This is a genomic window from Parafrankia elaeagni, assembly GCF_000374165.1.
Classification (GTDB): domain Bacteria; phylum Actinomycetota; class Actinomycetes; order Frankiales; family Frankiaceae; genus Parafrankia; species Parafrankia elaeagni.
Window position 1 is genome coordinate 136,913 of the sequence record NZ_KB893711.1, and the last position, 22,603, is coordinate 159,515.

The 22,603-nt window shown below is 69.0% G+C and carries 23 protein-coding genes; 9 read left to right on the forward strand and 14 right to left on the reverse strand.

The annotated features are described in order from the left end of the window. Nucleotides 1–135: 135 nt before the first annotated feature. The 8 genes from B207_RS0107405 to B207_RS0107440 all read right to left on the reverse strand — a co-directional run bounded on the left by B207_RS0107405 (nt 136) and on the right by B207_RS0107440 (nt 6,545). On the reverse strand, nt 136–1,398 hold the full coding sequence (locus B207_RS0107405) for a tyrosine-type recombinase/integrase (RefSeq protein ID WP_018635885.1): 1,263 nt from the start codon (nt 1,396–1,398) through the stop codon (nt 136–138). A 243-nt stretch (nt 1,399–1,641) separates the two neighbouring features. Further along, nucleotides 1,642–1,941, reverse strand: coding sequence for a hypothetical protein (locus B207_RS0107410; protein WP_018635886.1), 300 nt, complete (start codon nt 1,939–1,941; stop codon nt 1,642–1,644). A 135-nt stretch (nt 1,942–2,076) separates the two neighbouring features. Further along, nucleotides 2,077–2,265: a helix-turn-helix domain-containing protein gene (locus tag B207_RS0107415; protein ID WP_018635887.1), complete on the reverse strand. Its 189-nt coding sequence runs from the start codon at nt 2,263–2,265 to the stop codon at nt 2,077–2,079. Nucleotides 2,266–2,295: 30 nt separating this feature from the next. Continuing rightward, on the reverse strand, nt 2,296–4,017 hold the full coding sequence (locus tag B207_RS0107420) for a replication initiator (protein WP_018635888.1): 1,722 nt from the start codon (nt 4,015–4,017) through the stop codon (nt 2,296–2,298). Then, entirely contained in the window at nt 4,014–4,211 is a 198-nt protein-coding gene (locus B207_RS0107425; protein ID WP_018635889.1) for a hypothetical protein, read from the reverse strand. The genes B207_RS0107420 and B207_RS0107425 overlap by 4 nt, the downstream gene beginning before the upstream one ends. Next, a complete protein-coding gene (locus B207_RS0107430; protein WP_018635890.1) occupies nt 4,208–5,770 on the reverse strand; it encodes an FtsK/SpoIIIE domain-containing protein in 1,563 nt (520 codons plus the stop codon). Before B207_RS0107430 ends, B207_RS0107425 begins: the two co-directional genes overlap by 4 nt. Nucleotides 5,771–5,856: 86 nt before the next feature. Then, the gene (locus B207_RS0107435; RefSeq protein WP_018635891.1) at nt 5,857–6,144 is read right to left on the reverse strand and encodes a hypothetical protein; all 288 of its coding nucleotides are present in this window, start codon (nt 6,142–6,144) and stop codon (nt 5,857–5,859) included. Beyond that, entirely contained in the window at nt 6,141–6,545 is a 405-nt protein-coding gene (locus tag B207_RS0107440) for a hypothetical protein (protein WP_026310790.1), read from the reverse strand. Before B207_RS0107440 ends, B207_RS0107435 begins: the two co-directional genes overlap by 4 nt. A gap of 223 nt (nt 6,546–6,768) precedes the next feature. Here B207_RS0107440 and B207_RS0107445 point away from each other — a divergent pair, with 223 nt between their 5' ends. After that, the gene (locus B207_RS0107445; RefSeq protein WP_018635893.1) at nt 6,769–7,194 is read left to right on the forward strand and encodes a helix-turn-helix domain-containing protein; all 426 of its coding nucleotides are present in this window, start codon (nt 6,769–6,771) and stop codon (nt 7,192–7,194) included. A gap of 31 nt (nt 7,195–7,225) precedes the next feature. Here the strand turns inward: B207_RS0107445 and B207_RS0107450 are convergent, their stop codons facing one another. Both B207_RS0107450 and B207_RS0107455 read right to left on the reverse strand, forming a co-directional pair. Then, entirely contained in the window at nt 7,226–7,612 is a 387-nt protein-coding gene (locus tag B207_RS0107450; RefSeq protein WP_154675199.1) for a hypothetical protein, read from the reverse strand. A gap of 65 nt (nt 7,613–7,677) precedes the next feature. Next, nucleotides 7,678–7,962, reverse strand: a complete 285-nt coding sequence (locus B207_RS0107455) for a hypothetical protein (RefSeq protein ID WP_035740244.1) — start codon at nt 7,960–7,962, stop codon at nt 7,678–7,680. A 257-nt stretch (nt 7,963–8,219) separates the two neighbouring features. Here B207_RS0107455 and B207_RS0107460 point away from each other — a divergent pair, with 257 nt between their 5' ends. Further along, nucleotides 8,220–9,602 (forward strand): helix-turn-helix domain-containing protein, encoded by a 1,383-nt coding sequence (locus B207_RS0107460; RefSeq protein WP_018635896.1) that lies wholly within the window; start codon nt 8,220–8,222, stop codon nt 9,600–9,602. 13 nt (nt 9,603–9,615) lie between these two features. Here the strand turns inward: B207_RS0107460 and B207_RS0107465 are convergent, their stop codons facing one another. The 3 genes from B207_RS0107465 to B207_RS0107475 all read right to left on the reverse strand — a co-directional run bounded on the left by B207_RS0107465 (nt 9,616) and on the right by B207_RS0107475 (nt 14,761). Then, nucleotides 9,616–10,542, reverse strand: a complete 927-nt coding sequence (locus B207_RS0107465) for a phosphotransferase enzyme family protein (protein ID WP_230204886.1) — start codon at nt 10,540–10,542, stop codon at nt 9,616–9,618. A 503-nt stretch (nt 10,543–11,045) separates the two neighbouring features. Further along, nucleotides 11,046–11,282 carry a hypothetical protein gene (locus B207_RS0107470; protein WP_018635898.1) on the reverse strand — a complete coding sequence of 79 codons (237 nt, stop codon included), beginning with the start codon at nt 11,280–11,282 and terminating at the stop codon, nt 11,046–11,048. Nucleotides 11,283–11,437: 155 nt separating this feature from the next. Beyond that, entirely contained in the window at nt 11,438–14,761 is a 3,324-nt protein-coding gene (locus B207_RS0107475; protein WP_063820890.1) for a type ISP restriction/modification enzyme, read from the reverse strand. Between the two features lie 747 nt (nt 14,762–15,508). On the opposite strand from B207_RS0107475, the gene B207_RS0107480 reads away from it, so the two are divergent. The 3 genes from B207_RS0107480 to B207_RS0107495 all read left to right on the forward strand — a co-directional run bounded on the left by B207_RS0107480 (nt 15,509) and on the right by B207_RS0107495 (nt 17,055). Further along, a complete protein-coding gene (locus tag B207_RS0107480; protein ID WP_018635900.1) occupies nt 15,509–16,243 on the forward strand; it encodes a class I SAM-dependent methyltransferase in 735 nt (244 codons plus the stop codon). Between the two features lie 312 nt (nt 16,244–16,555). Next, the gene (locus B207_RS0107490) at nt 16,556–16,762 is read left to right on the forward strand and encodes a hypothetical protein (protein ID WP_018635902.1); all 207 of its coding nucleotides are present in this window, start codon (nt 16,556–16,558) and stop codon (nt 16,760–16,762) included. Between the two features lie 41 nt (nt 16,763–16,803). Continuing rightward, nucleotides 16,804–17,055 carry a ribbon-helix-helix protein, CopG family gene (locus tag B207_RS0107495; protein ID WP_407671379.1) on the forward strand — a complete coding sequence of 84 codons (252 nt, stop codon included), beginning with the start codon at nt 16,804–16,806 and terminating at the stop codon, nt 17,053–17,055. 622 nt (nt 17,056–17,677) lie between these two features. Here B207_RS0107495 and B207_RS41155 read toward each other — a convergent pair. Continuing rightward, complete coding sequence (locus B207_RS41155; protein ID WP_230204888.1) at nt 17,678–18,091, reverse strand: AfsR/SARP family transcriptional regulator; 414 nt, start codon at nt 18,089–18,091, stop codon at nt 17,678–17,680. Between the two features lie 970 nt (nt 18,092–19,061). On the opposite strand from B207_RS41155, the gene B207_RS0107510 reads away from it, so the two are divergent. From B207_RS0107510 to B207_RS0107525, 4 genes are all read left to right on the forward strand, one after another. Next, on the forward strand, nt 19,062–19,736 hold the full coding sequence (locus B207_RS0107510) for a hypothetical protein (protein ID WP_018635906.1): 675 nt from the start codon (nt 19,062–19,064) through the stop codon (nt 19,734–19,736). 23 nt (nt 19,737–19,759) lie between these two features. Beyond that, nucleotides 19,760–21,478: a pyridoxal-dependent decarboxylase gene (locus B207_RS0107515; protein WP_018635907.1), complete on the forward strand. Its 1,719-nt coding sequence runs from the start codon at nt 19,760–19,762 to the stop codon at nt 21,476–21,478. A 41-nt stretch (nt 21,479–21,519) separates the two neighbouring features. Then, entirely contained in the window at nt 21,520–21,789 is a 270-nt protein-coding gene (locus B207_RS0107520; protein WP_018635908.1) for a phosphopantetheine-binding protein, read from the forward strand. 440 nt (nt 21,790–22,229) lie between these two features. Continuing rightward, entirely contained in the window at nt 22,230–22,469 is a 240-nt protein-coding gene (locus B207_RS0107525; protein ID WP_018635909.1) for a ribbon-helix-helix protein, CopG family, read from the forward strand. Nucleotides 22,470–22,603: the final 134 nt, after the last annotated feature.

Genomic DNA, 22,603 nt, shown 5'->3' on the forward strand with positions numbered 1-22,603 from the left:
AATGTCTGCCGGGGGGTGACCCCCCGAGACCCCCCGACGGGGCGCCTGCGGCGCCTCTGGGGTCGGGAAATCGGGCCGTTTGTAGCAACGGGTGTAGCAACGCGCACGGTGGCCGCCCGTCGGGGGGGTCGTGGATCAGTTGCCGATCAGGTGATCGTCGAGTCGGGCCAGGGCGGTGCGCTTCTCGGCCATCGAGGAGTGGGCGTAGATCGTCATGGTGACTTCGATGGCGGAGTGGCCGGCTATCTCGCGGACGGTGTGGGGTGGGACGCCGAGGTTCAGGAGCAGCGTGACGCAGGTGTGGCGCAGGCCATGGAAGACAACCTCGTCGATGCCGGCCGCCTGACGGAGTGGGTCCCAGGTTCGGCGCAGGTTGCCGGGATCGATCATTGTTCCGATCTTCGTGGTGAACACGTGATCGGTGTGCACCCAGCGGTCGCCGGCCGCGTCCCGTTCGGCGTCCTGGAGCGTGCGGTGTTCGGTGAGGGCGTCGGCGACGAAGCCGATCAGCGGCAGCGTGCGGAACGACGTGTCCGTCTTGGGAGTCACCAGGCGGAGCGCGCGGCCGGTGCGCTGGAGGGTGCGGCGGATCGTGAGGGTGCCGCGGTCGGTGTCGATGTCGGACCACTGGAGTCCGAGGAGTTCCCCGCGGCGTAGGCCGAGGAAGAGCGCCAGGACCACGAGCGCGTACAGCCGGTCGCCGGCCGCCGCGTCGAGCAGTGCCCGCGCCTGCTCGACGGTCAGGCCGCGGTTGATGCCGTACTGCGGTGGCGTGATCTTGACGAGCTTCGCGACGTTGCGGCGGATCAGTTCCTCGCGGACGGCCGCCTGCAGGCCGTTGCGCAGCACCGAGTGCGCCTGCTGCACCAGCCGCCGGGACGGGAGCGACCGGCAGCACTGGCCGATCGCGCAGCACCGCCGGTTCTCAGCCCGCCGCCGGGTGTCGAGCCCGCGCCGGCAGCACAGGCAGGAGTTCTCCATCTGCCGGACGAAGAGCCGGACGTCTGCCGCGGTCAGCCTGTTCAGTCGCTTCTTGCCGATCGCCGGACAGATGTGGACGCGGACCATCATCTCGTATCCGTGGTAGGTCGCCGGTTTGTTGTTGGGCTTGACGGTCTGCTCCAGCCAGTACTTCAGAAACCGTTCGACGGTCCATCCGGTGGCCTCTGCCGGAATGCCCTGATCGGAGTTGGCCTGAAGTTCGGTGAGCTTGCCGCGGACGATCTCTTCCGACTTGCCGTAGACCGGCCGCCGCTTGCTCGTGCCGTCGGGCATGAGGACGTAGGCCGCGCCGACCCACAGGCCGTCCGCGCGCTGGTAGATCGAGCCCTGGCCGTTCGCGCGCTTGGTGCGTTCCTTGCGCCGGCCGTTCGCCGGGCCGTTGGTGCTGCTGGGCATGGGTGTTCTCCTTGCCGAAAGAACGGGGAGGGCGCGCACGGGGTCGGGCCGCGCCGCCCGGTGCCGGTGGGGTTCCGTTCTCTGGCGTTGGGATGGTCTGTCGGGGCGCCGGCCGCGTCCAGGGCGCTGCGCGTCGCTACGCGATCGGCCTGCGGCCGACCCTGGACACGTCCGACACCCCGACAGCTTTGAACGCCACCAGAGAACGGAAGAAAAATGGGGGAGGGGCAGGCGGGATTGCCGCTACGGACGGGGGAGGCTTGCCGCCGCCGGATCCGCCGAGGGCTTCCCGTTCGCGGGGACCATTGCCGGAAGTCCGGGCACCTGGCGGAACACGAGCACCGCGTCGACGTCGCCGAAATGCTCGGTGAAGAAGGCGTCCGCGGGCAGCGTCGCGAGGATCGCCACCAGGTCGCCGACGTCCGCGCCGGGCCGGATCGTCAGTTCGTGGTCGCCGGTGTGGGTCACGTGGGTCGCGACGAGCGGAGAGTCTCCGCCGGGGGTGCGCCACGCGCCGAAGTTGCCGGAAGAGAAGATGCTCATCAGGGCTTCGCTCCTGTCACAGGCAGGGGTGGGGTCTCAGGTCCCGGTCGGGTGTTCCAGCACCCGCCGGGGCCGCTTTGCCGAACGTCCGGACGGTCGGGGGTCCGCGCGCCGAGTCGCCGGTCCGCCAGACGTTCATGCCGCTTCTCCGTCGCCGCGCAGCCGGTCGATGTAGGCGTGAACAGCGGCGCGGGGAACGCGGCGGGAGCGGCCGATGCGGACGGATTCGAGCCGGTGGCCGCGGATCAGGTCGTACACGGTGCTACGGCCGACGCCGAGCAGGTCTGCGGCTTCGTCGACCGTCAGCAGAAGCTTGCTGGTCACGGTGCTCTCCACGAGTTCAGGGCGGAAAGATCAGGCAGCGTGCGCGGGAGCCGCAGGCGGTCCGATTGCCGGAAGTTCGTCGGGTGCGGCGCGCCGGGCCGCGTCGAGCTGGGCGCGCCAGGCGTGGCGTTGCGCGACGGCTTGCAACAGCAGGTGCTCGCGGCGGGGCGCGGCCGGGTCGCCGGGCCGGAGCAGCGTCCACGCGGTGCGTGCCGGGTCGGTGTCGGGTGCGGCCGGGCCGGTGGCGGTGTGGCCGAGGGCTTCGAGCTGTTCCCGGATGAACGCGACCCGGTCGTGCTTGTGGTCGGTCAGGGTCTTGCCGGACCACTTGCGGCTGACCAGGACGCGCCGTCCGCCGAAGCCGAGGGTTTCGCGCCGGTGCGCCTTGCCGCGGCAGCGGCCGGGGACGAGGCCCGGTTTCGGGTTCTTCGGCTGGACGCCGTAGCGCAGCCAGTTCGCGCAGGTAGGCGAGCAGGGTTCGTGCCGCAGCGCGTCCGCGAGCCGTTCGACGTGCCGCCGCTGTGCGTCGGTGGTGGCCGCGTGGCAGGCGTCGAGGCCTTTCACCAGGTACTTCGTCAGGTAGCCGATCATCCGGCCGGTGTGGGCCGAGTTCGCGGTGACGCCGTCCGCGCGCAGTTGCGGGCCGAAGCGGACGACGTGCGCGGGTTCGTCGTCCTCGCCGATGGCGTCGAGAGCCTCATCCCAGGTGGGCAGCGGCCGGCCGGTGTCCGGGTCGAGGTAGGCCCCGCCGTTTGGGTCCCAGACCGGGAGCGCGGTGTCCGGGTAGACCGGGCGGTCGCAGGGTGGCCACCAGATCTGGTGGTAGGTCGCCGCCGCCACCTGGCGCAGGAGGGCCCGGGGGACGGTGCCGCGGATGGCCGCGTGCAGGTGTGGGGCGAGGCGCCGTTGGGGTTCGAGCGCGGCGAAGTACTGGACATCCCAGCCGACGGCCCGGCGGAGGTTCTGCCAGAAGCGGTCGATCAGCTTCGGGAAGTGGATCGCGTCGCGGGCCGCGCGCCGGTAGTCGTACGAGCCCGGATCCACGGGCGTGCCGTCGGAGGTCACCCGGCCGTAGGTGTCGCAGGTCAGCGTCAGGAACATCGACGGCCGCCAGGCCCTCCCGTCCGGAGCTTCGTAGGTCCGGCCGACCGTCCGTTTCTCCACGGGAAGCCGGGGCAGGTCGGGCGCGTCCTGCCGCCGCCGGGTCGACCGGGCCCGACGAGGACGATCCCGGTTGTCCGAAGCGGCCTTGCCCCGCACGCCGAGTGCGTTGAGTTCGTCGTCCACCTGGCCGATAAGCGCGTCGATCTCCGCGACGCCAGCCGAGTCACTGTCGCGTTCGGCGTCCCGCCGGGCGACTTCGAGGTCCGCACGGAACCCGGCAAGAACCTTCGCGTCGTCGGACGGGGGGTCCGGGTCGGGAAGCGGTTCGTCGTCGAGGTGCCAACCCGCTTTGCACTGCGCCATCCGCAGCCGTCGGGCCTTCTCGGCGCAGGTGGGGCATTTGCTGGCGAGGGTGGCGCCGCACGGCACGGGGATGATCTCGGTCTCGCCGGTGTCGAGGTTCGTCCGCCGCATGGCCATGGGCCGGACGCACACGCCGTTCTCCACGGCGACCGCTTCGACGACCGCACGGGCAAGGGGCATCCGCATCCGTGCCATCCGCGAGCCGGGCCGATCGTCACGATCGTCACGGGTGGTGGAGTCGAGAGGGTCGGCCAGGTCAGGGCCGGCAGGGGGAGGGAGTGTCACGCGGGCTGGTCCTCCGTGACGTCGAGGTCCGGACAGTCGGGGCCGGTGGGGGTGGTGAACCGGGTGCAGCCGCACCGGGCGTGGGTGTCGGTGGTGCCACGGCAGCGGCCCCGCCGGTGGGTGACGTAGAGGTGGGAGCAGGTGGCGCACACCGGCACGAGGGGCAGCGGCGAGGTCGGGTCCGGACTGGTCACGCGACCTCACCCCACCCCGCTGGGTCGCCCCCATCGCCCGAGCCGTGATCGGTGTAGGCGTCGAGGTCCGGTGTCCACCCACCGCTGCCGGTTGCTGTCGACGGCCGGTAGGCCCAGACGGTGCGGCTGATCTCGGTGTCGTCGATGTGCGTCGCGCGGACCCGGACCGGTTCGGGTTGTCCCTCCGCCAGGACGTAGCCGACCCCGGGCAGCGACAGCGGGATCTCCTCCGCCCGCGCCCCGCGGTCCCGAGCGCCGGAGCCGAGCACGAGATCGGCCTGTTCGGTTTCGGTCATGCGCAGCGCGACCCGGACCGGGAACAGGTCCCGGAACGGCAGCACTTCCTTACGGGGGTCCTGGACCGCGGCCAGGACCACGACGCCGGCCGCACGGCCCTGGGACAGCAGCAGCGGCAGCGCCGCGCCGATCCGCTTCTTCAGCTCCCGATCGGTGACATAGGAGGTGAGGGAGGCGATTTCGTCGACGACCACCACGATCAGCGGATCACCCACGGTCGGGGTGTGCAGCCGGGTCCGCCCCCGCAGCCGGGCCGTGCGCCGTTGCATGACCCCCACCGCGTCGTCGAGGAGATCCGCGACTTCGCCGGTGGTGGTGGCGAACCGGGTGAACAGCGGTTCCCCGAAGGCGAGTTCCATCCCCCCTTTTGGATCACAGACCCACAGTTCCGCCAGGCCCGCCCAGAGTGCCGGGCCGAGGCCGCGGATGATCGACCACAGCACCGAACTCTTCCCCGCCCCGGTCGCCCCCGCGACGAGAACATGCGTCCCGCGCACCGGGAGGGTCCACGGGGAACCGTCCTCACAACGGCCCACCGGGACCGCGCCCAGCTCCGCCACCAGCACACCCGACCCGGCCCCGGCATCCTCCCCGTGATCCGGGTCCGCCCCGTCGGGACGGGGTCGGTCGAGGTCCCCGGGGGTGACGGGGCGGACGAGGGTGTCGCGGTGGTGGAAGTGCAGCCGGACGAACCGGTGTTCTTCGGCCTGGACCTGGCAGCGCCGGGCCCGGAACACGTGCCGCAGCGCTTCGGCCTGCTCCGCCCACTGCTGCGGCGTCTGGCCGGGCAGCAGTTCCACCCGCAGGACGTCAACCGCCCGTGTGGAGCGGATCGAGCGGATGCGGGGGTAGTAGTCGTCGAAGGTGACCTGGTCGGCGTTGGAGGTGGGGACCCGGATCGCCAGGTCGGTGTGCACCATCGCCGCCCGCCACCGCCGCCGGTAGACGACCGTCAGCCGGACCCGTCCCCACACCCACCGCGCCAGCCACCCGAACGACACCGGGTGTACCCGCCGCCACACCACCGCCACCGCCACCATGCCGACCAGCAGGCCGGCCAGGCCCGGCAGGCCGAACCTGTGGACGAACACCAGCACGCCGAGGCCGGCCGGGACGGCGATCCGGTGCCGCCAGCACCAGCGCGCCCCGAGGACCAGGCCCTTACCGGCCACCGCGAGGAGCAGCATCCATAGCGGGACCCGGACCCTGTCCGGCCGGGACGGAATCCGCGGTATCCGCTGGTCACCGTAGATTCTGGACATGGCAATACCACCTGTTTTCGAGCGCACGAAACCACGGAAATGGGGAGGGGAAGAAAGGAAACGTTGCCGGGAAAGCGGAAGAGTCGCTACGCCGCGTTTTCCGTCGGCGGGTTTTCGTTCTGCTGGGCGCGTGCGATGCGCTCGCAGTCGGCGAGGTAGATGGTCACCGCGTCGCGCAGCGTCCGGGCGAACTGGAGGTGATCCGCGGTCACGGTGCCGCCGGCCGGGGACAGGCTGAACATGGACAGACTCGCGTCGACCGACAGGATCGGCGTCCGGTTCGGGTAGGTGTGGCACGTCGCGTGCCAGTCGGTGCCGATGTGCAGCGCGAGGTGGGTGGAGGACCGCCGCGGGTGGCTGTCGTGGCTGGTCATGCCGCCGCCCCCGTCCGCCGTGCCGTGCCGACCTGCTGGAGCCGCAGGGCGCGTAGGGCGTAGCCCTGCTTGGGGTACTTGCCGTTGGTGTCGACCCACGGCGTGACCGTCAGCCCCTCGAACAGCGCTGGCCGGAACGGCGTGCCCGGCATCGCCTCAGGCAGGACCGGCTGCACCTCACCGGGCACCTTCACCTTCAGTTCCGCCTGCCGGGCTGTCGGGTCCGGGTCGAGGACCCGCACGACCCAGACCCGCTCACCGGTGTTCAGGTCCCGCTCCTGCGGGTCGGGGGCGTTCGCCTTCACCTTCTCGTAGTCGTTCGCCGGTTCCACACCGAGCACGAAAGCACCCGCCGGGAACACGTCCTCAAAGCGCACGGGAATACGCCGGGGAACCGCCATGGATGGTCAACCTCCGAAGGGTCAGCCCCACCCCCGGGTGGTCCGGGGTTTGTCGGGCGCCACCCACCATGCACCGCTCAACGAGCGCTCGCCAAGCGTATATACGCCATGGGATAACGCCTCGATATAAGAACCGGGCCCGTCGCCGTGGCAGTGTTCCCGCCAGCCTCAGAAGGCCGGCTAGTCTTTGTCGAAAAGCAATCTACGGGGGTGGCGAGCCGTGATGATCCGCGATGCGTCGACGCACGAGGACTGGCCGGCTGTCGGCATGGCGATCACAGGCCGGATGCGGCAGCAGCGTATGAGTCAGCAGGCCCTGGCCGCCGCGTCCGGGGTGTCGGTGGCGACCTTGCGTGAGCTGGCACGCCCGACCGGCAAGCGCCGTGCCCAGGACGCCACGCTCGCCGCCATCTCCCGCGCATTGGGATGGGCCGACGACCACCTGTTGATCGTCCTTCTCGGCAGGCAGCCCGACGAGGTGCCGCTACGGCCCCTGCCCGTGGATCAGCAGATCCTGGACGTCCTGCTCCGCATCGAACGCAGCGTTGCCGCCATCGGCGCCCAGCTCCGCCAGCCCACCGAGCCGCACAACGAGGCTTCGGTCGTGCCGGCCGGAAATGCGAAAGGGCCGGACCGGGTGGCACGGTAGCCACCAGATCCGGCCCCTCGCAGGCCCAGGGTCAGGCTCGGTTGACCCCCCGAGGATCGGCCGAACCTGGCCCTGTCGCGTCCGGGGTGCCGCCGGTGGGACGGCTCAGGAAGACCCGGATCGCCTCGAACGCATCCGCGTGCCCCGCCCGGTACGCCTGCTGTTCCTCCCGGGTGATCCACCGCGACCGGTCCGGGAACCCCGTGGGGATGTCGAGCGCAGAACCGGTCAGCCGCAGCAGGTCTCGCCGGGATACCTGCCCGGCAGGCACCTGGTACACGAGGATCACGTCCCCATCACCGTGCACCGAGTGGAACTCCAGACCCGCCGGCATCTCCGCCAACGCCCGGTGCAGATCCGCCAGGTCCGACCCCGGCTGGATCACCACCGCCCACGTGCCCGCACCCCACGGCAACATCACCACCGCCGGACGCGACCGATCCCGGATCGTGTCTGGGTGGTACGGACGGGCATTGTCCGGGCTCACGGGTAGCGCCGTGCCCGCCGCGTCACCAGGTGATCCAGTTGCCCGCCGAGCACCATCCAGTCACCCGGCTCCGCCGGCTTCTCCTCCACGAAGAACCGCAGCGGACACACCTGGTACCGCGTCCAGCACCGATCCCGCGCGAACGCCTCCGCATCCTCCGCCGACCGGAACGTGATCACCGTGTCCCGTACCCGGCTGGAATCGTCCTGGTCGAACCTGACCACACCGAACAGAACTGCGTCCTGCGCCGGTCCACAGACCGCTCCGGTAGTCGCCGTCATGAGGCCGCCCTCCACGTCGTCATCGTTGGAGCCACCCGCCGCGGAGATCGTCCACGTGAAAGCGGGACAGCTCTGGACGTACGCTGACGCGCCCCCACCGTCCGGAATAGATATGCGACCGAATACCGAGAGTGGATAGACTTGCGCACGGTACGCAGGCCGCCACGTGCCGGCAGCCACCTTCCGGACGGGAGCCCTCCATGCCCCGACGCAGCCCTACGCCCACCGCGCCGCCGGGACTCTGGGATCGCCCGGACATGGCCCAGGCACTTGCCGATCGCGACATGCGTGCTGTTCTCGCGATCTACCGGCGTTGGACCGGGGCATCCCAGCCGCAGATAGCCGCCATGACCGGCGTCCCGCAGCCCGCGATCAGCACGATCCTCAGCGGGAAGCGCCACGTCAGCAGCATCGAGATCTTCGAGAAGTTCGCCTCGGGACTCGACATTCCCCGAGCGTTGCTGGGCCTTGCCGATGACGACGACGCCATTCAGCCCGGAAAGCCCGCCACTCGGCGTGGAGCCATCCTCGACGTGCCCGCGTCCCGTTCCCGCAGCGTTGATGCCGGAGTGGACGCCCTGGTCCGGCTGTGGCAGGCCGACCAGGAGCAGCCGCGGCAGGCACACGGCGCGCCGGTCGACCCCGCGATCTGGACCGAAGCGGCGCTTGACTGGCTCCTGCACTCCACGGACCGGACCACCCGCGAGCCGTCCACCGGGCGGCGGGTCGGCATCGCCGACGTCGAAGCGCTGCAGACCACCACCGGCATGTTCGCCGACCTGGACAACCGCTACGGCGGAGGCCACGCGCGCACCGCGTTCGTGCAGTTTCTGTCAGGCGATGTCGAGGCGATGATGCGCGGCCAGTACACAACCGAGGTGGGTCCCCGCCTGTACTCCGCGGTGGCCGAAGCGTTGTTGCTCGCCGCGTGGATGGCCTATGACAGCGGCCTGCACGGTCTGGCCCAGCGGTACTTTCTCCCCGCCCTGCACGTCGCGCAGACAGGCGGAGACCGCATGCTCGCCGGCAGCGTCCTGTCCGCCATGAGCCACCAGGCATCATTTCTCGGCGAGTTCCAGCACGCCGCGAATCTGGCCCGCGCCGCCGCCACCGGAACCGCCGCCGTGGCCACCCCGACCCTGACCGCCCAGTTCCACGCCATGGAAGCCCGCGCCTATGCACGTCTCGGCGACCCGAGCGCCTGCGACGCCGCCCTGACCGCGGCCGAGCGCGCGTTCAACCGCCGCAACCCCACCGACGACCCGGCGTTCATCAGCTACTTCGACGAGGCCGAGCTGTCCGCCGAGTTCGGGCACTGCTTCCGTGATCTGGGACGTGCGGCCGGAGCCCGGACGTGGGCAGGCCGTTCGGTCGGCGCCAACGCCGACGGCGCGTTCCCGCGCAGCGACTTCTTCGCCGCCATGGTGCTTGCCGATGCCCACCTGGACCACGGCGACCCGGAACCGGCCTGCCGGGTCGCGTTGCAGGCACTGCAGATCGGCGAGCAGTTGAAGTCCGCCCGGTGCGCCGCCTACGTCCAGGAGTTCCGGACCCGGTTGACGAAGGTTGGCACCAGCAGCATCGCGCGGGAGTTCACCGAGCAGGCCGAGACATTCCGCCTCTGGACCGCCGCCGCATAGTCGATGGCCGCGGTCAGAACGGTGCCCAGTCCCGCCGACTCGCACCCGTCCGCAGCGCCCGCATCCGCTTCGCGAACTCCGCCGCTGTCCGGTCGTCGTTCCCGATGTTCTGCGCCATCCAGACGACCATCATCGTCTCCCGTACGTCCCGCAGGACGTGGTATCCGTCCCAGGACATGACGTCGAACCCGTAGCCGTCGACGAACGCGGCGTACTCGTCTGCCGAGTGCCAGCCGTACAGGTCGTAGTACATCGCGGTCAGGATCAGGTCCCATTCCCGCGGGCCGGTGGCGAACCCGTCCAGGTCGATCAGGACCGGGGTGCCATCGTCGTCATGCAGCAGGTTCCCGACGTTCGCATCCCCGTGGATCGGGCCCGGCGGTAGCGCGAACCTCAGGCCCCGGTAGGCGTCGTCCAGGACCCCGACCCGGTGCAGGAGGTAGCTCCGGTCGGCCGGGTCGAGGTGGGCCGCGTCGTCGAGCCGCCGCGATGATCTCCCGAAAGGGGTGAACGCGGGCAGGACCAGTCCGACCGGCGGGACGAGGGCATGCATCCGCCGCAGCGTCGTCGCGAGTTCATCGGTCGTGCCGTAGTCGTCCCCGCTGCCTGAGGTCCGCCAGAACACGACCACCCGGTCATCGACGATCAACGGCTGATCCGCATCCACCTCAGCCGCGCGGACCGTCGGAACACCGGAGGAGTTCAACCAGGCGGACACAGCGAGTTCCTGCCGCGCAGCTCCCAGGTAGTCAACCGATCGTCCGACCCGGACGATCAACGGCACGGAGGTCAGGCGGAACACCGCGTGCTCACCCAGCCGCAGCATCCGAGCGCCCGCAGGCTCAAGGCCGGCCGCGGCACAGGCAGCGACCAGCACCAACCGCGCCTCAGCCTCCCCGAAACCCGCGGAGTCCACGCCGTCCCCGCTGCCATCCGCCACACCAGAACGCTAGCCGAGCGCTCGCCGCCCGTACGCCGAAGCGCAGAGCCAGCGGACCCGGACCGTCGTCGGGCCTCAGGCAGGACCGGCGTGTCAAGCGCCACCCGGGACCGGACACCGTGGAGAGCTGTGTCGTTGCCGAATCTCTCGTTTTGAGATCAAGCCGCGGTGCGGGCCGCGCCGCGCGACCGCCTGCGCGCGGCCGTGAACGGCCGTGCTCGCCGGGCCCGTCGCACCCCACACCGCGTAGAACGACCCGAGACGTTCGGAGCGGTGCCGCCGGTCGACAGCACGGGGTGGTGAACCAGCCGAGGCACGGGGGCGGGATACCGCGGACTTTCACCGCGCACGCCGGTGGGCAGCCGAAAACGAGCAGAGGGCACGCCAGCGCCCTGCCGGGAGACAGTGCCAGGGCGCTTCGCTCTCCGGACAGCCCGACCCGTCCGGCTTGACAGCGGCGAGCCTGTCAGCGGTCACCCTTCGAGATCGTTTTTGGCTCCGGCTCAGGTATATACGTCTGAGCCGAAGGATTCGACGTCTACGGTGAAGTCATCCGGCCGTTCACGCCGGAGTCGCTCGTAGCGGCGCACGAGGATGTCCAGTGCATCGCGGAGTCCGCCGCCAAACTCTTCCCGTATCCGCTTGACCGCCTGGACGACGGCACCGTGGAAGATCTCGGGGTCGATGGCTGTCCACCGAGAGCCGTCCTCTTCATCAATCAGGGCTGTGTTCTCGGTCATCTCCGTACCTTCATGACGACCGCTTCCCCTGACGCGCTATGGCGGGGCGTCCAGTCGTGTCGTGACCGTAGAGATCTCACGCGATGCATCCCCCGGCTTCGGATCAGGTCAGACGTAGACGGCGGAACTCTGCCGAGCTAAATGGGCGCGCTGGTTCAGCTCCCGAACAGTTCGTCCTGCTGGACGCCTCCAATCCGAGGGCCACGCACCGACGCCGACAAGGGCAGGACCCCCGCTGCCTGCAGATCGGCGACCGTGACCAGCGGGCCGTCGACGATCGTGCCCAATAGCTCGTCCTGGGCGCCCTCCACGTCGACCAGACGCCCGACGATGTTGAGTAGGTTCAGCAGTTCGGTGGTGAAGTCCGGTAGCCAAGCCTTCGGGCGGATGTCGTCGAGTTCTGAGGATCGTTTGCCGCCGATGCCCAGCCGGTACCGCAACCAGCGTCGGACGACCTGCCAGTCGGAGAGTTCGTAGTCCCACACCGCTGGTGGGACTGGGCGGATCTGGCCGGTGCCGATGTGAAGGGTCTCGGTCGCCGGGTCGTAGTTGAACTCCTTCGGCATCTCGGGGCCGGTTATGCCGTGGACGACCAGGGGCCGGCGGTCGTCGGGCAGGCGAGGCACTGCGGCTGGACGACCGGCGGCGGGGTCGACGGCCCGTTCGCCGTAGGTGTGGAGCCAGATCACCTGCCGCCCCAGGTCGGCGGCGCGGCGGTACGACTCGGGGTCGGCGGTCAGCGGCACGCGCACGCCGGGTGTGGCGAGCTGGGCGGCGAAGCGGCGGGTATAGCCCGAGTGGGAGAGGACACCGGCCAGGTAAGCGACGAGGTCCCTCGCGGAGACAGCGGTCTGCCAGGTTTGGGTCAGGTGGGTGAGCAGTCCTGGCGCGACGTTCGGGGAAGCCCCGTCGCCATCGCGGTGAAGTGGGAAGGCCCGACCGCCGCGCCCGTTGAAGTAGTGCATGTCCGGTAGGTAGGCGCTGAAGGTGAGCGCGGGGCCGGACGTGATCGGTTCGGCGTGCTGCTCGGCGACGAAAAGCTGCTCGCCGCCGCGTACGCCCCAAAGGTCGGGTCGGGCCGGGTACATCAGCCGGTGATCGGCGACGATGTACTTGCGGTCGAGGGTCCGATGCCCGTACGGGAGGATGGGCGGGCAGGGTGCATCCTCGGGCTCGTCGCGCAGGGGGCGCATCCGTTCGCCGACCGGGCCGAAGCCGGGCAGATACTCGGGCCTGCTCAGCACACTGCGGTTCCGTGTGACTTTGAGGAGCGTGTCCCGGTCGCTCTGGGAGTCGCCCTCCAGCAGGGCGGCCCATCGGTTGGCCAGCGTGGTCTTGTCTAGGGCGATCACCCAGGAGCGTTCCGTCTTCACGCCGGGCGATGACCACGGCATCAGGTCTGGCATGGCGGGCAGCGACTCCCAGCTCTCCCCGCGACTCGGCAGGAACGGGTCACCCCATCCCGAAACGCAGGGCTGCCAGCGCGGGTCGGACAACGTCAGGTTGGTCAGCTCCTGAAACTTGACGTCCCGATGTCCATGGAGCGCGAGGAACGACAGCCTGGCCGGGGGCCGGGCGGTGCCCGGGGCGTCGTCCGGCGGGGACGTGCGGGCGAAGATGCCGATCGCCAGCGGCTGCTGTACCTCCGGGAACGGCCTAGTGGAGACGTCGGGCTGGTGGCCCTCCGGCGTGAGGTCGATGATCCAGCCCTCGTCGGCGGTGCGTCGCAGGTACTCGCGCATGCCGCGGAATCCCGGGCCGGCGAGGTAGCTGCCAGGGGTGATGAATGCGACGACGCCGGTGGGGGCGCCGGGGTGCGCGTCGAACACCTTCCACGTAGCCCACCGCCAGAAGAAGACCGACATGTTCGACAGGACGTATTCCAGTCGGCCGTTGCCGGGCGAACGGAAGGCGTCCAGCGGCGCAACCGTCTCCCCGCGGTCCACGATCCAGCCTCCGGAGTCCCGCGACTTGTCCTTGTACGGCGGGTTGCCGATCACGACGACGACCTCGTCCTCCCGCTTGAAGCGGTTGGCGTCAACGTGCGACCGTGCAATTTGTTCGAGGCTGGCGTAGATGTGCGCATTCTGGCTGTTCGGGTTCTCCAGGGTGTCTGCGACGTAGAGCCGCATCCCCTCCTCAGGCAGCTCGGCGTGATGCCGGTGGAACGCTTCGATGGCCCGCATCTCGGCCACCGCGAACGGCCCAACCTGGCGTTCCAGGCCAACAAGGTTGCGGGTCATTTGCTGAAGTCTGGGGCCGACCGATCCTGGTCCCTCGTCGCCGAACACCTGTGCGGCGCTCTCAATGATCTGCAGCAGGAATGCGCCGGTTCCCATTGCGGGATCCACGACGACCACGTCGTCGCTGGCGAAACCGAGTGGTCGGTCGAGCCGGGTCCGAAGTATCTCGTCGGTAAGACGGACCATGCCGTCGACGATCTCTTTCGGTGTGTAGTAGCTGCCAGTCTGCTTCCGCAGCTCCGGGTCATATTCCTCGAGGAAGTCCTCGTAGAGCCGTAGGTAGAGATCCTGACTTACGCCGGCGAACAGGTCCCAGTTCACGGCACCCGCGACGCGGACAAGGGTCCGAAGGGTGACGGTCAGGTCGGCGACCGACTCGTCCGTGAGGATGTCGAGAGCCTTGCCCATCAGGGAGTGGCTCTTGCCAAGGCGCCGCGAGATGTCGGTGATGTTGCGGCCCTCGAAGTCGATGCCGTCCACGCGGGCGAGCAGGAGCGCGAAGGTCACCGTCTGGGCGTAGCCGTCCGCGAACTCGAAGTCGGAGGCGTCGGGGAACAGCAGCTCGCGCCAGTCGGCCGCGAGCCTGCCGAACGGCCCCTTCTTGGTCTTCTCGCGGCGTAGAGCATCCTCGACCTCGCCGCGGAGCAGGCGGCACAGGCCTGCGACGGAGACGACGAGCTGTCGCAGGGTGGTTGGCGTGATCGGCGCCCAGGTCAGGAATGAGGACAGCAGGGTGGCGAGCTCACCGTCGCCGTCTGCGACCAGGGCGGCGTCGGAGGTGCGCACGTCACCGGGTAGCCGTATGACAGGGCTGGCCAGCTCGCCGGATCGGTATAGTGCCCACTCGTTGCCGTCGGTGTAGAGCACGTTCGGGAGCGCGCGGAGCTTCTCCCACTGCTTGTAGTCCCTGGTGCTGGACTTCCAGCGGGTAGGGTCGGCTCCCTTGCCTGGTGCCTTGACCTCGATGTATCCGCAGAAGGCTCCGTTGACCTGTATGGCGTAGTCGGGACGGACGCCAAGTTCGGTGAGGGGTGTTTCACCGACAGGCACGACGGTGAGGCCCAGGGCGGCGCCGACGCTGGCAAGCATTGTCTCCAGCGGGCCTCGTAGCTGGTCTTCCGGCTGGCCGACGCCGACCAGCTTCACCTTGACCGAGGCTCCGAACGTCGAGATGGCAGCGGCGACCGCGCCTCCAAGTGCGCCGGTGCCCACGGTTGACTGACCTGCCCGCGCCATGCATCCCCCACCCTGATCAATCCGGGCATTGATCATAATACGGGGACGAATGGCGCGACCAGGGACACCTGTCCCTCCGGGACCAGAATGGAACAGTGGCGGACAGCGAGGTCGAATGGGCAGAGGTTAGGCCCCAGCGTGGGCACCCCAGTACGAGTGAAGCGCCCTCGGACTCGTCGAACGATTCACAGGAATGTGCTCAAGATGTGGCCACCGGACGTCGATGGACGTTGCCCGGATCGTTTCGGGCGTGACCACGGTGGGCGCAACGGGCCCCGGTACGCCCGGCCGGGTGTAGCAGCGCTTGTAGCAACGACCGCGTACGTCGGCGGACGACCATGGACACCGGTGGACATCGCGACCTGTGCACGTTCCGCCGCCGCAAGGATCGAGCCGTGCCTTACAAGCGAGTGGTCGCAGGTTCGATCCCTGCCGCGCCCACGCGCTGGTTCCGCATGTTCGCCGATCTTCGGCCGAGCTTCTGACCAGCATTTATGTCTGCCCGGGGACGGTACGTCGAAGCTCTGACTCTCGTGAAGATCGATCCTTGGGTCTGCGTGGAGAGTACAGCGCTCAGACACCACTCAAGTGCGCGATCATGAGGCTGTTGACGTGGTCTCGGCGGGCAGCCAAAACAGATCGCCAGGCGTGGGCGGGCTTCCCATACTGGGTCGGGTGGAGATCGACAGCCGAGTGGCGGCCCGGTATGAGCTGGTTGACGAGGACGATCGTCTGTAGCGGCCGGGCTTGGGTGACCTGGTCCGGTTGCGGACCTGGGACATCTTTGCGCGGTTCCTGGTCGGGCAGGGCCATGTCGTGGATGTGGGTGGCGGTCCAGGTACCCACGCCGCGTACCTCGCCGGCCGCGGCTACGACGTTGTTCTCATTGACCCTGTAGCCCGCCATGTCGAGATGGCGCAGGCCCGGTCCCGGTCGCAGCCGCATGCACCGTTTCGAGTCGAGCTCGGCGAGGCCTGTCGTCTTCCTGCGCCCGATCGGACGGCCGATGCCGTGCTGCTGATGGGCCCGCTCTATCACCTCGTCCAGCGGAATGATCGGCTCGCGGCGCTACGTGAGGCGGCCCGGGTCCTTCGGCCGGGGGGTGATGTTCTGGTCGAGGTCATCGCCCGGCACGCCTGGGTTCTCGACGCAACGAAGAAGAGTCTGCTGGGAAGCAGCGAGATCTGGGACGACTTTGACCGCAATTTGCGTCTCGGTCTGAGTCAGGACCCGGCCCAGCCAGCCGAAGGCGGCTTCTGGGCCTATTTTCGCCATCCCGAGGAGCTGCGCGCGGAGCTCGACCTCGCCGGTTTCCGGGACATTCGCCTTGTCGCGGTCGAGGGTTTCGCCTGGCTGCTGGGGGACCTGGAACAGCGGATGGTCGACCCCGCCGATTTGCTCAGGGCGGTCCGCCTGACCGAAACCGAGCCGTCGATGCTCGGAACGAGCGCGCATGTCATCGGTGTCGCGCGTAAGCCGTAGGGCTGTCGCCTGACCCGTTCCAGCACGCCGGGATGCCGCAAGACCCTTCCTGGTAAGGCGTTCGTCCTGCTGCGCGTGCTCGACGCGACAGGGTGTGCACGCCGTGCGACGCTTGCTCATCGCGCGCCGAACCGGCGTCGTCGGCGCGTTCTGGCGGGTGCTGCTGGCGACCCGTTCACCGATCCGTGCCGGTTGGTCTCGGCGGGGCAAGCTGGTCCGGTTCCGAAGCGCTCTGTAGCGGTCCGACCTCAGGCCAAGGTTTCGTATTACGATAGTGGATGTGGAGGTCCACCGGTCGGCGCGTAAGCAGGAGTGGCCGACGCCGACCTCCTCCACGCCGCTGTGAGGTACCTGGTCGCCTATGCGCTCGACGACGAGAACCCGCAGCGGGAGCTTCGGCTGGGGCCGGATCGAGCGGGCAACCTTCTGGAGATCGTCGTCCTGCTCCTTGGCGACGGCATCGAAATGATCATTCATGCGATGCGTATGCGTCCGAAGTACCGGGGTCTCCTGCCGTGACGAGGAGGGGTGAGGTGACAGACGAGACGGGGCGTGTCCCCATGTCAGGTGGGGTGCCGGTGACCGACGAGCTCGTGGCGCGGCTTGCCGATGAGGCTGAGGCCGGCTACGACGTCGAGGTTCTGCGGCGCCGGGGTGGGCGGCGGCCGATCGGGTCGGCGCCGGGCGAGGTCGTGCCGGTGCGGCTTGATCCTGAGCTGCGTGCGGCGCTGGCGAGTCGTGCGGCCGCTGATCACACGAATGCCAGCGAGGTGATCCGGCAGGCCCTCCGTGCCTGGCTCGATGTCGCCTGACGGCGCGAGACTCGTGGGTGGAGCGTTCGTTTCCGTCGAGTGACCCCATGCCGCTCATCCGACAGCAACTGAGTGTCCATCCGGGTTTGTGGGGAGCTGGCTTAGGCCTCCGGCGGGCGCCTGTGGTGTCCTTGGGGCCGGACAAGCTGGTCGTTTGCAAAACGTCCGCGGTGGCTGTGGTGGGTCCTGGGCGGAGAGGGTCAGGACCCGGTTCAACGGTGACGGAGCTGGCGTTCCTGTTCCGGGGGCAGATTTTGCCCGCCGACCAGGAAGACACCGACGCCGAGACTGGAAGCCTCGGCACGGAGTGCGAAGGCCGCGCCGATGACGTAGTCCGAACCCGCTGGGCCTCGGCGGTATCAACGGCGCGTAGATCCATGATGACGGGGCCCTTGTCGCGGATGGTCTCCACGATCCGGCCGCAGTCGGCGAGCCCCTCGACCAGGATCGCGGCTGGCTCGTCAGGATCGGTCGTCTCAGCTGGTCCCATACGTAGATTGTCGGTCAATGTCACCGTTCTGTGACCTGTTGCACCGCATCCGTGTGTCCTGACGGTGGGTGACGGGGCTCTCTGTACCCACCGGAGCCGGCCGCGAAATCGGACATCTTCTTGAGAGGAGGTTCAGCCCAGCGACGGCGCGTGGTGCAGGATCTCATCCAGACGGTTCCGGAGCAGCGCGGAGGGCTCCACTCCGAGCTCCCGGGACAACCGCTCACGTACATCGTGGTAGGTCAGGATGGCCTCCGCCTGCCGGCCGCACCGATAAAGCGAGATCATCAGCAGGTCGATGAGACGTTCATGCCATGGGTGCGTGAAACTCATCCGCCGCAGCTCGCCGACGACGTACGCCGGATCCCGGTGCTCGACGCTGAACCGCAGACCGTCCTCGACGGCGGCCAGGTACTCCTCCTCAAGCTGCAGCACGGTGGCGCGGCAGACCGGGCCGGCGGCGATGTTCTGCAGTGGAGCCCCCCGCCACAGCCCCAGCGACTCCTGCAGGATGCCGTGAGCCCGCTCGGGGTCGGTGCCGCGCATGACCCGGGCCCGCCCGGGCGACACCGGCGCGGAAGACAGCCAGGTCGAGATCGTCCGCGTCGACGTCGAGCAGGTAGCCGCGCGCGCAGGTGATCAGCTCGGGAGGCCGTCCTCCGCCGATCCTTCTCAGTGTCCTGCGCAACCGGGAGACGGTGACATGCAGCGAGTTCTCGAGGGTCGGCGGTGAACTTCCGTCCCACAGCTCGCCCCACAGCTCGGCCTGGAGCAGTTTGGTGGGCACCGGATGTGGGCCGCTGACCAGGAGTGTCGCCAGCAGCAGCCGCTGGCGTGCCCCGGGAATCCGGTGTGCCCTGCCATCGACCTCGACCTCCACGGACCCGAGCACCCTGAACTTCACCTCAGGCTTCTCCTGCCGCGCGACATCCTCGAAACGGAAACACCGGCCCCCTGGCGCAGCGTCGACCACTCCGTATCGCTGTCGTCCGCACCGCTGTCGTCCGCACCGCGCAACACTCGGCCGCCACGTGGTCAGCATAAGACGGTGCGCGCGCACCCATGCCGTATCCCGGAAACCCTTTCCGGGCTTGTTAGTTTCCTCACGGTGCACAAAAAGGTCGAGACGGATCTCCGGATATCTGACTGCCGCCGGGATCCTCTTGCCGGGCTGCCCGGTCGGGTCCGTCCGTCCACTCGTGAACAGGTGGCCGGCTGTTGCCGGAAATTCCGCTCCTCGGCGGCAAAGACGTTCCCTGTGGCCTCCCGGGGAACCTCGCCTGGTCGGGTGTGGATGGCGCGCAACCTTCCGATTTTATTCGCCGCGTGCTTTGCGGTCACCTGTCAGGCTGAGGTCAGGGTTCCGCCAGGGCACGAAAGCATCGTTGGTTCCAGCCGCGGCCCGGGACTTCTTCTCGTGGACGCCGCCGCCCCCGGGCAGCGGCCGGTCGAGGCGTCGCCGGCCAGGCGAACACAGCTCCCGCGCCCTGCGGCGCACCCCACAGGAGGAGGCGTGATGACGACATCGATCACCGGAACGAGCCCGGGAGGCGGCCCGACCTCGGCGCGCCGGCGCACTCAGTTCGAGGTGAGCGGCACACCGGACCTGGACGCTGTGACCCGGACCCTCACCCTCGCCTTCGCCGCCGATCCGATCATCGACTGGGTGATCCCGCGCGGGTCCGCCGAGCGTGACCGGTGGCTCGCGGGATTCTTCCGGACCGTCACCGGGATGCTGCTCGACCATCGGGGACTTGTCGGCTCCACACCGGGTTACTCGGCGCTGACGGTCTGGTCCCCGCCCGGGGAGCCCGCGCTGGACGGTGCCGAGCAGGCACGCTTCGACGAGCGCCTGGCCGCGGCCTGCGGACCCCACGGCGATCGGGCGGTGGCCCTGATGCGAGCCCTGGACGAGCACTACCCGACGGACCTGCCGCCGCACTTCCACGTGATGTTCTCCGCGACCCGCCCCGAGTCGGGAGCCAGTGGCAGCGCGGTCCTCCTCATGCACACGCTGCTGCGGACGGAGCACCTGGGCGGCCACGGGATCTACGCGGAGGCCTCCACCCCGCGGAACCGGGACCTGTGGCAGGGGATGGGCATGCGCCCGATCGGCGACGAGATCACCCTGCCCGACGGCGGCCCGTCCCTCTACCCGCTCTGGCGGGACGCGTCGGCCCCCCGGGCGTGACCTCGTCAGACGGAGGAGCAGACATGACCGGGCCGGCGAGGTCCGTTCCCACCGACATTCCGTTCGGGCCGGCGGACGTCCCCTGGCAGAAGGCGTTCAGCGGCCTGCGCACGCTTGATGGCACACCCACGGTGACGCCGCCGAGCAGCGATCCCCGGGAGACCTACGACGACGTCCCCGGGATTCCCTACGCCGGGTTCCAGCTGCCGGCCTGTGCTCTCACCGAGGAGCAGTACACCGAGGCGGAGTCCCTGTTACGGGCCCACCTGCAGCGGCAGTGCCGGAACTCGGTGGGATTCCAGCTGAACGGCGACCTCGACTACCAGCACCGGCTGGCGCCGTACCTGGACCTGCCCGTCAACAACGCGGGTGACCCCTATCGGACGGGTTCGGTCACGCACAACACCAAGATCCTCGAACGGGCGGTCCTCGACTACTTCGCGTCCCTGTGGAACGCCCGCTGGCCGCATCGGGACGACGATCCCGAGTCGTACTGGGGCTACACGCTGACCATGGGCGCGAGCGAAGGGAACCTGTACGCGCTGTGGAACGCCCGGGAGTACCTGTCCGGAAGCCCGCTGCTGCACCCGACCCCGACCCCGACCCCGGGCCCGTCCGCCCCGGGAACCGCCCGGAACACGCTGGCCGCCGCCCACCGCGAGCAGGGCTCCGACTCCTTCCATCCGGTCGTCCTCTTCTCCGCGGACACGCATTACTCGGTGACGAAGGCGACCCGGCTGCTGGGCCTCGACACCATGCGGTCTCTCGGCGAGCGGCGTTTTCCCGGTGAGAATCCGCTGGGTCGCGGAACCCCCTGGCCGGCGGCGGTGCCTTCGGCCGGCGGCGCGGACGGGAAAGGGGATGGCGACGGTGACGGAGACGGAGACGGCACGATCGACGTCGACCGGCTCGCGGTGATCGTGCGGTTCTTTGCTGCCCGCGGATTCCCCGTCATCGTCAACCTGAACTACGGCTCGGCGTTCAAAGGCGCCTACGACGACGTCGCGTCCGCCGCCCGGATGGTGCACGACATCTGCGCGGAACACGGCCTCGACGAACGCCACGTCGATCACGGCAGGCCCGGCCCCACGGACGTCCGGACCGGCTACTGGGTGCACGTGGACGGCGCCCTCGGGGCCGGGTACGCGCCCTACCTGCAGATGGCCCACCAGGCCGGGCTGGTGGCGGCGGCCCCGCCGCTGTTCGACTTCCGGCTTCCGCAGATCCACTCGATCACGACCAGCGGTCACAAGTGGATGGGTACGCCTTGGCCGTGCGGCGTCTACATGACCCGGACCAGGCTGCAGATGCTCCCGCCGGCGGAGTCGGAGTACATCGGCTCCGCGGACACCACGTTCGGCGGATCGCGCAACGGTTTCTCACCGCTTGTCATGTGGGACCATCTCGCCCGTCGCTCCTACGACGACCAGATCCGCGCGGCTGTCGAGTGCGACCGCCTCGCCCGCTACGCCCATGACCGGCTGCGGGACCTCCAGGCGGAGTCGGGGCGGGACCTGTGGGTGGCCCGCAGCCCGTTCTCCCTCGCGGTCCGTTTCCGTCGCCCCAGCACCTTGATCGTCACTCGGTACTCGCTGTCGTGCGAGACGACGCGCGTTGCCGGGCTGGTGCGACCGTACGCCCACCTGTACGCCATGCCACACGTGACCCGGGACCTGATAGACGCGCTGATCCGTGACCTCGCCGCACCCGGGGCCTTTTCACCCGATTCCGCAAACACGTAGTTGTCGCGAAAGAAATCCTTCGCAGAACAGGGAGAACGGCAGTGACACAGGCTGACAGCGAAATCATGCGTCCGGTGACCGAGCTGCTTGGACGGTTCACCGACTCCACGGAGGCGATCGCCTGGGACCAGGACCTCGTTGAGACAGGAGTCCTCGACTCGCTGACCATGGTGGAATTCCTGCAGTTGCTGGAGGAGATCACCGAATCTCCCATCGACCTGACCACTACGAATCGTGAGCATCTCCAGACCCTGAACGGCATCAGCGCGCTGCTCGAGCGGGCGCGCGCCCGGGACCTTCCCGAGCGCTGATCTGACGCTGATCTGACGCCTCCGTTCAGAGTCGGGTCGGCCGGCGCCTGGGTACCCTCGGCCACGTGCCGTGGACGGTGCCCAGGCGCCGGCCGATGCCTCCGGGGCCAGCCCGGCCGGCGGGGTCTGGCCGCAGGTCGAGGTTTCGTATTACGAAATTGGATGTGGAGATCCACCGGTCGGCTCGTAGGCACCGGGCGGCCGATGCGGACTACTTGGTCGCCTGCGCGCTCGACGACGAGAACCCACCCACCGCGGGAGCTTCGGCTGGGTCCGGATCGGGCGGGCAACCTTCTGGAGATCGTCCTACTGCTCCTTGGTGATGACACTGAAATGATCATCCGCGCGATGCGGATGCGTCCGAAGCGCCGGGGTCTCCTGCCGTGACAAGGAGGGGTGAGATGACCGACGAGACAAGGCGTGTCCCCACGTCAGGTGGGATGCCGATGGCCGAGGATCTCGTGGCGCGGCTCGCTGGGGAAGCTGAGGCCGGCTACGACGTGGAGGTCCTGCGGCGCCGAGGTGGGCGGCGGCCGATCGGGTCGGCGCCAGGGGATGTCGTGCCGGTACGGCTTGATCCGAAGCTGCGCGCGGCCCTGGCGAGTCGTGCGGCTGCCGATCACACGAATGCCAGCGAGGTGATCCGGCAGGCTCTCCGTGCATGGCTCGACGTCGCCTGACGGTGCGAGGGCTCCTCGATGGGGCGTTCGTTCTCAATAGGTGATCCTCTGTGACTCATTCGGAAGATTCGGCAGCACGGCGACGCCTGTGATTTCCATCATGACGGACTCTCTGAATCATGCGAATGGAGATC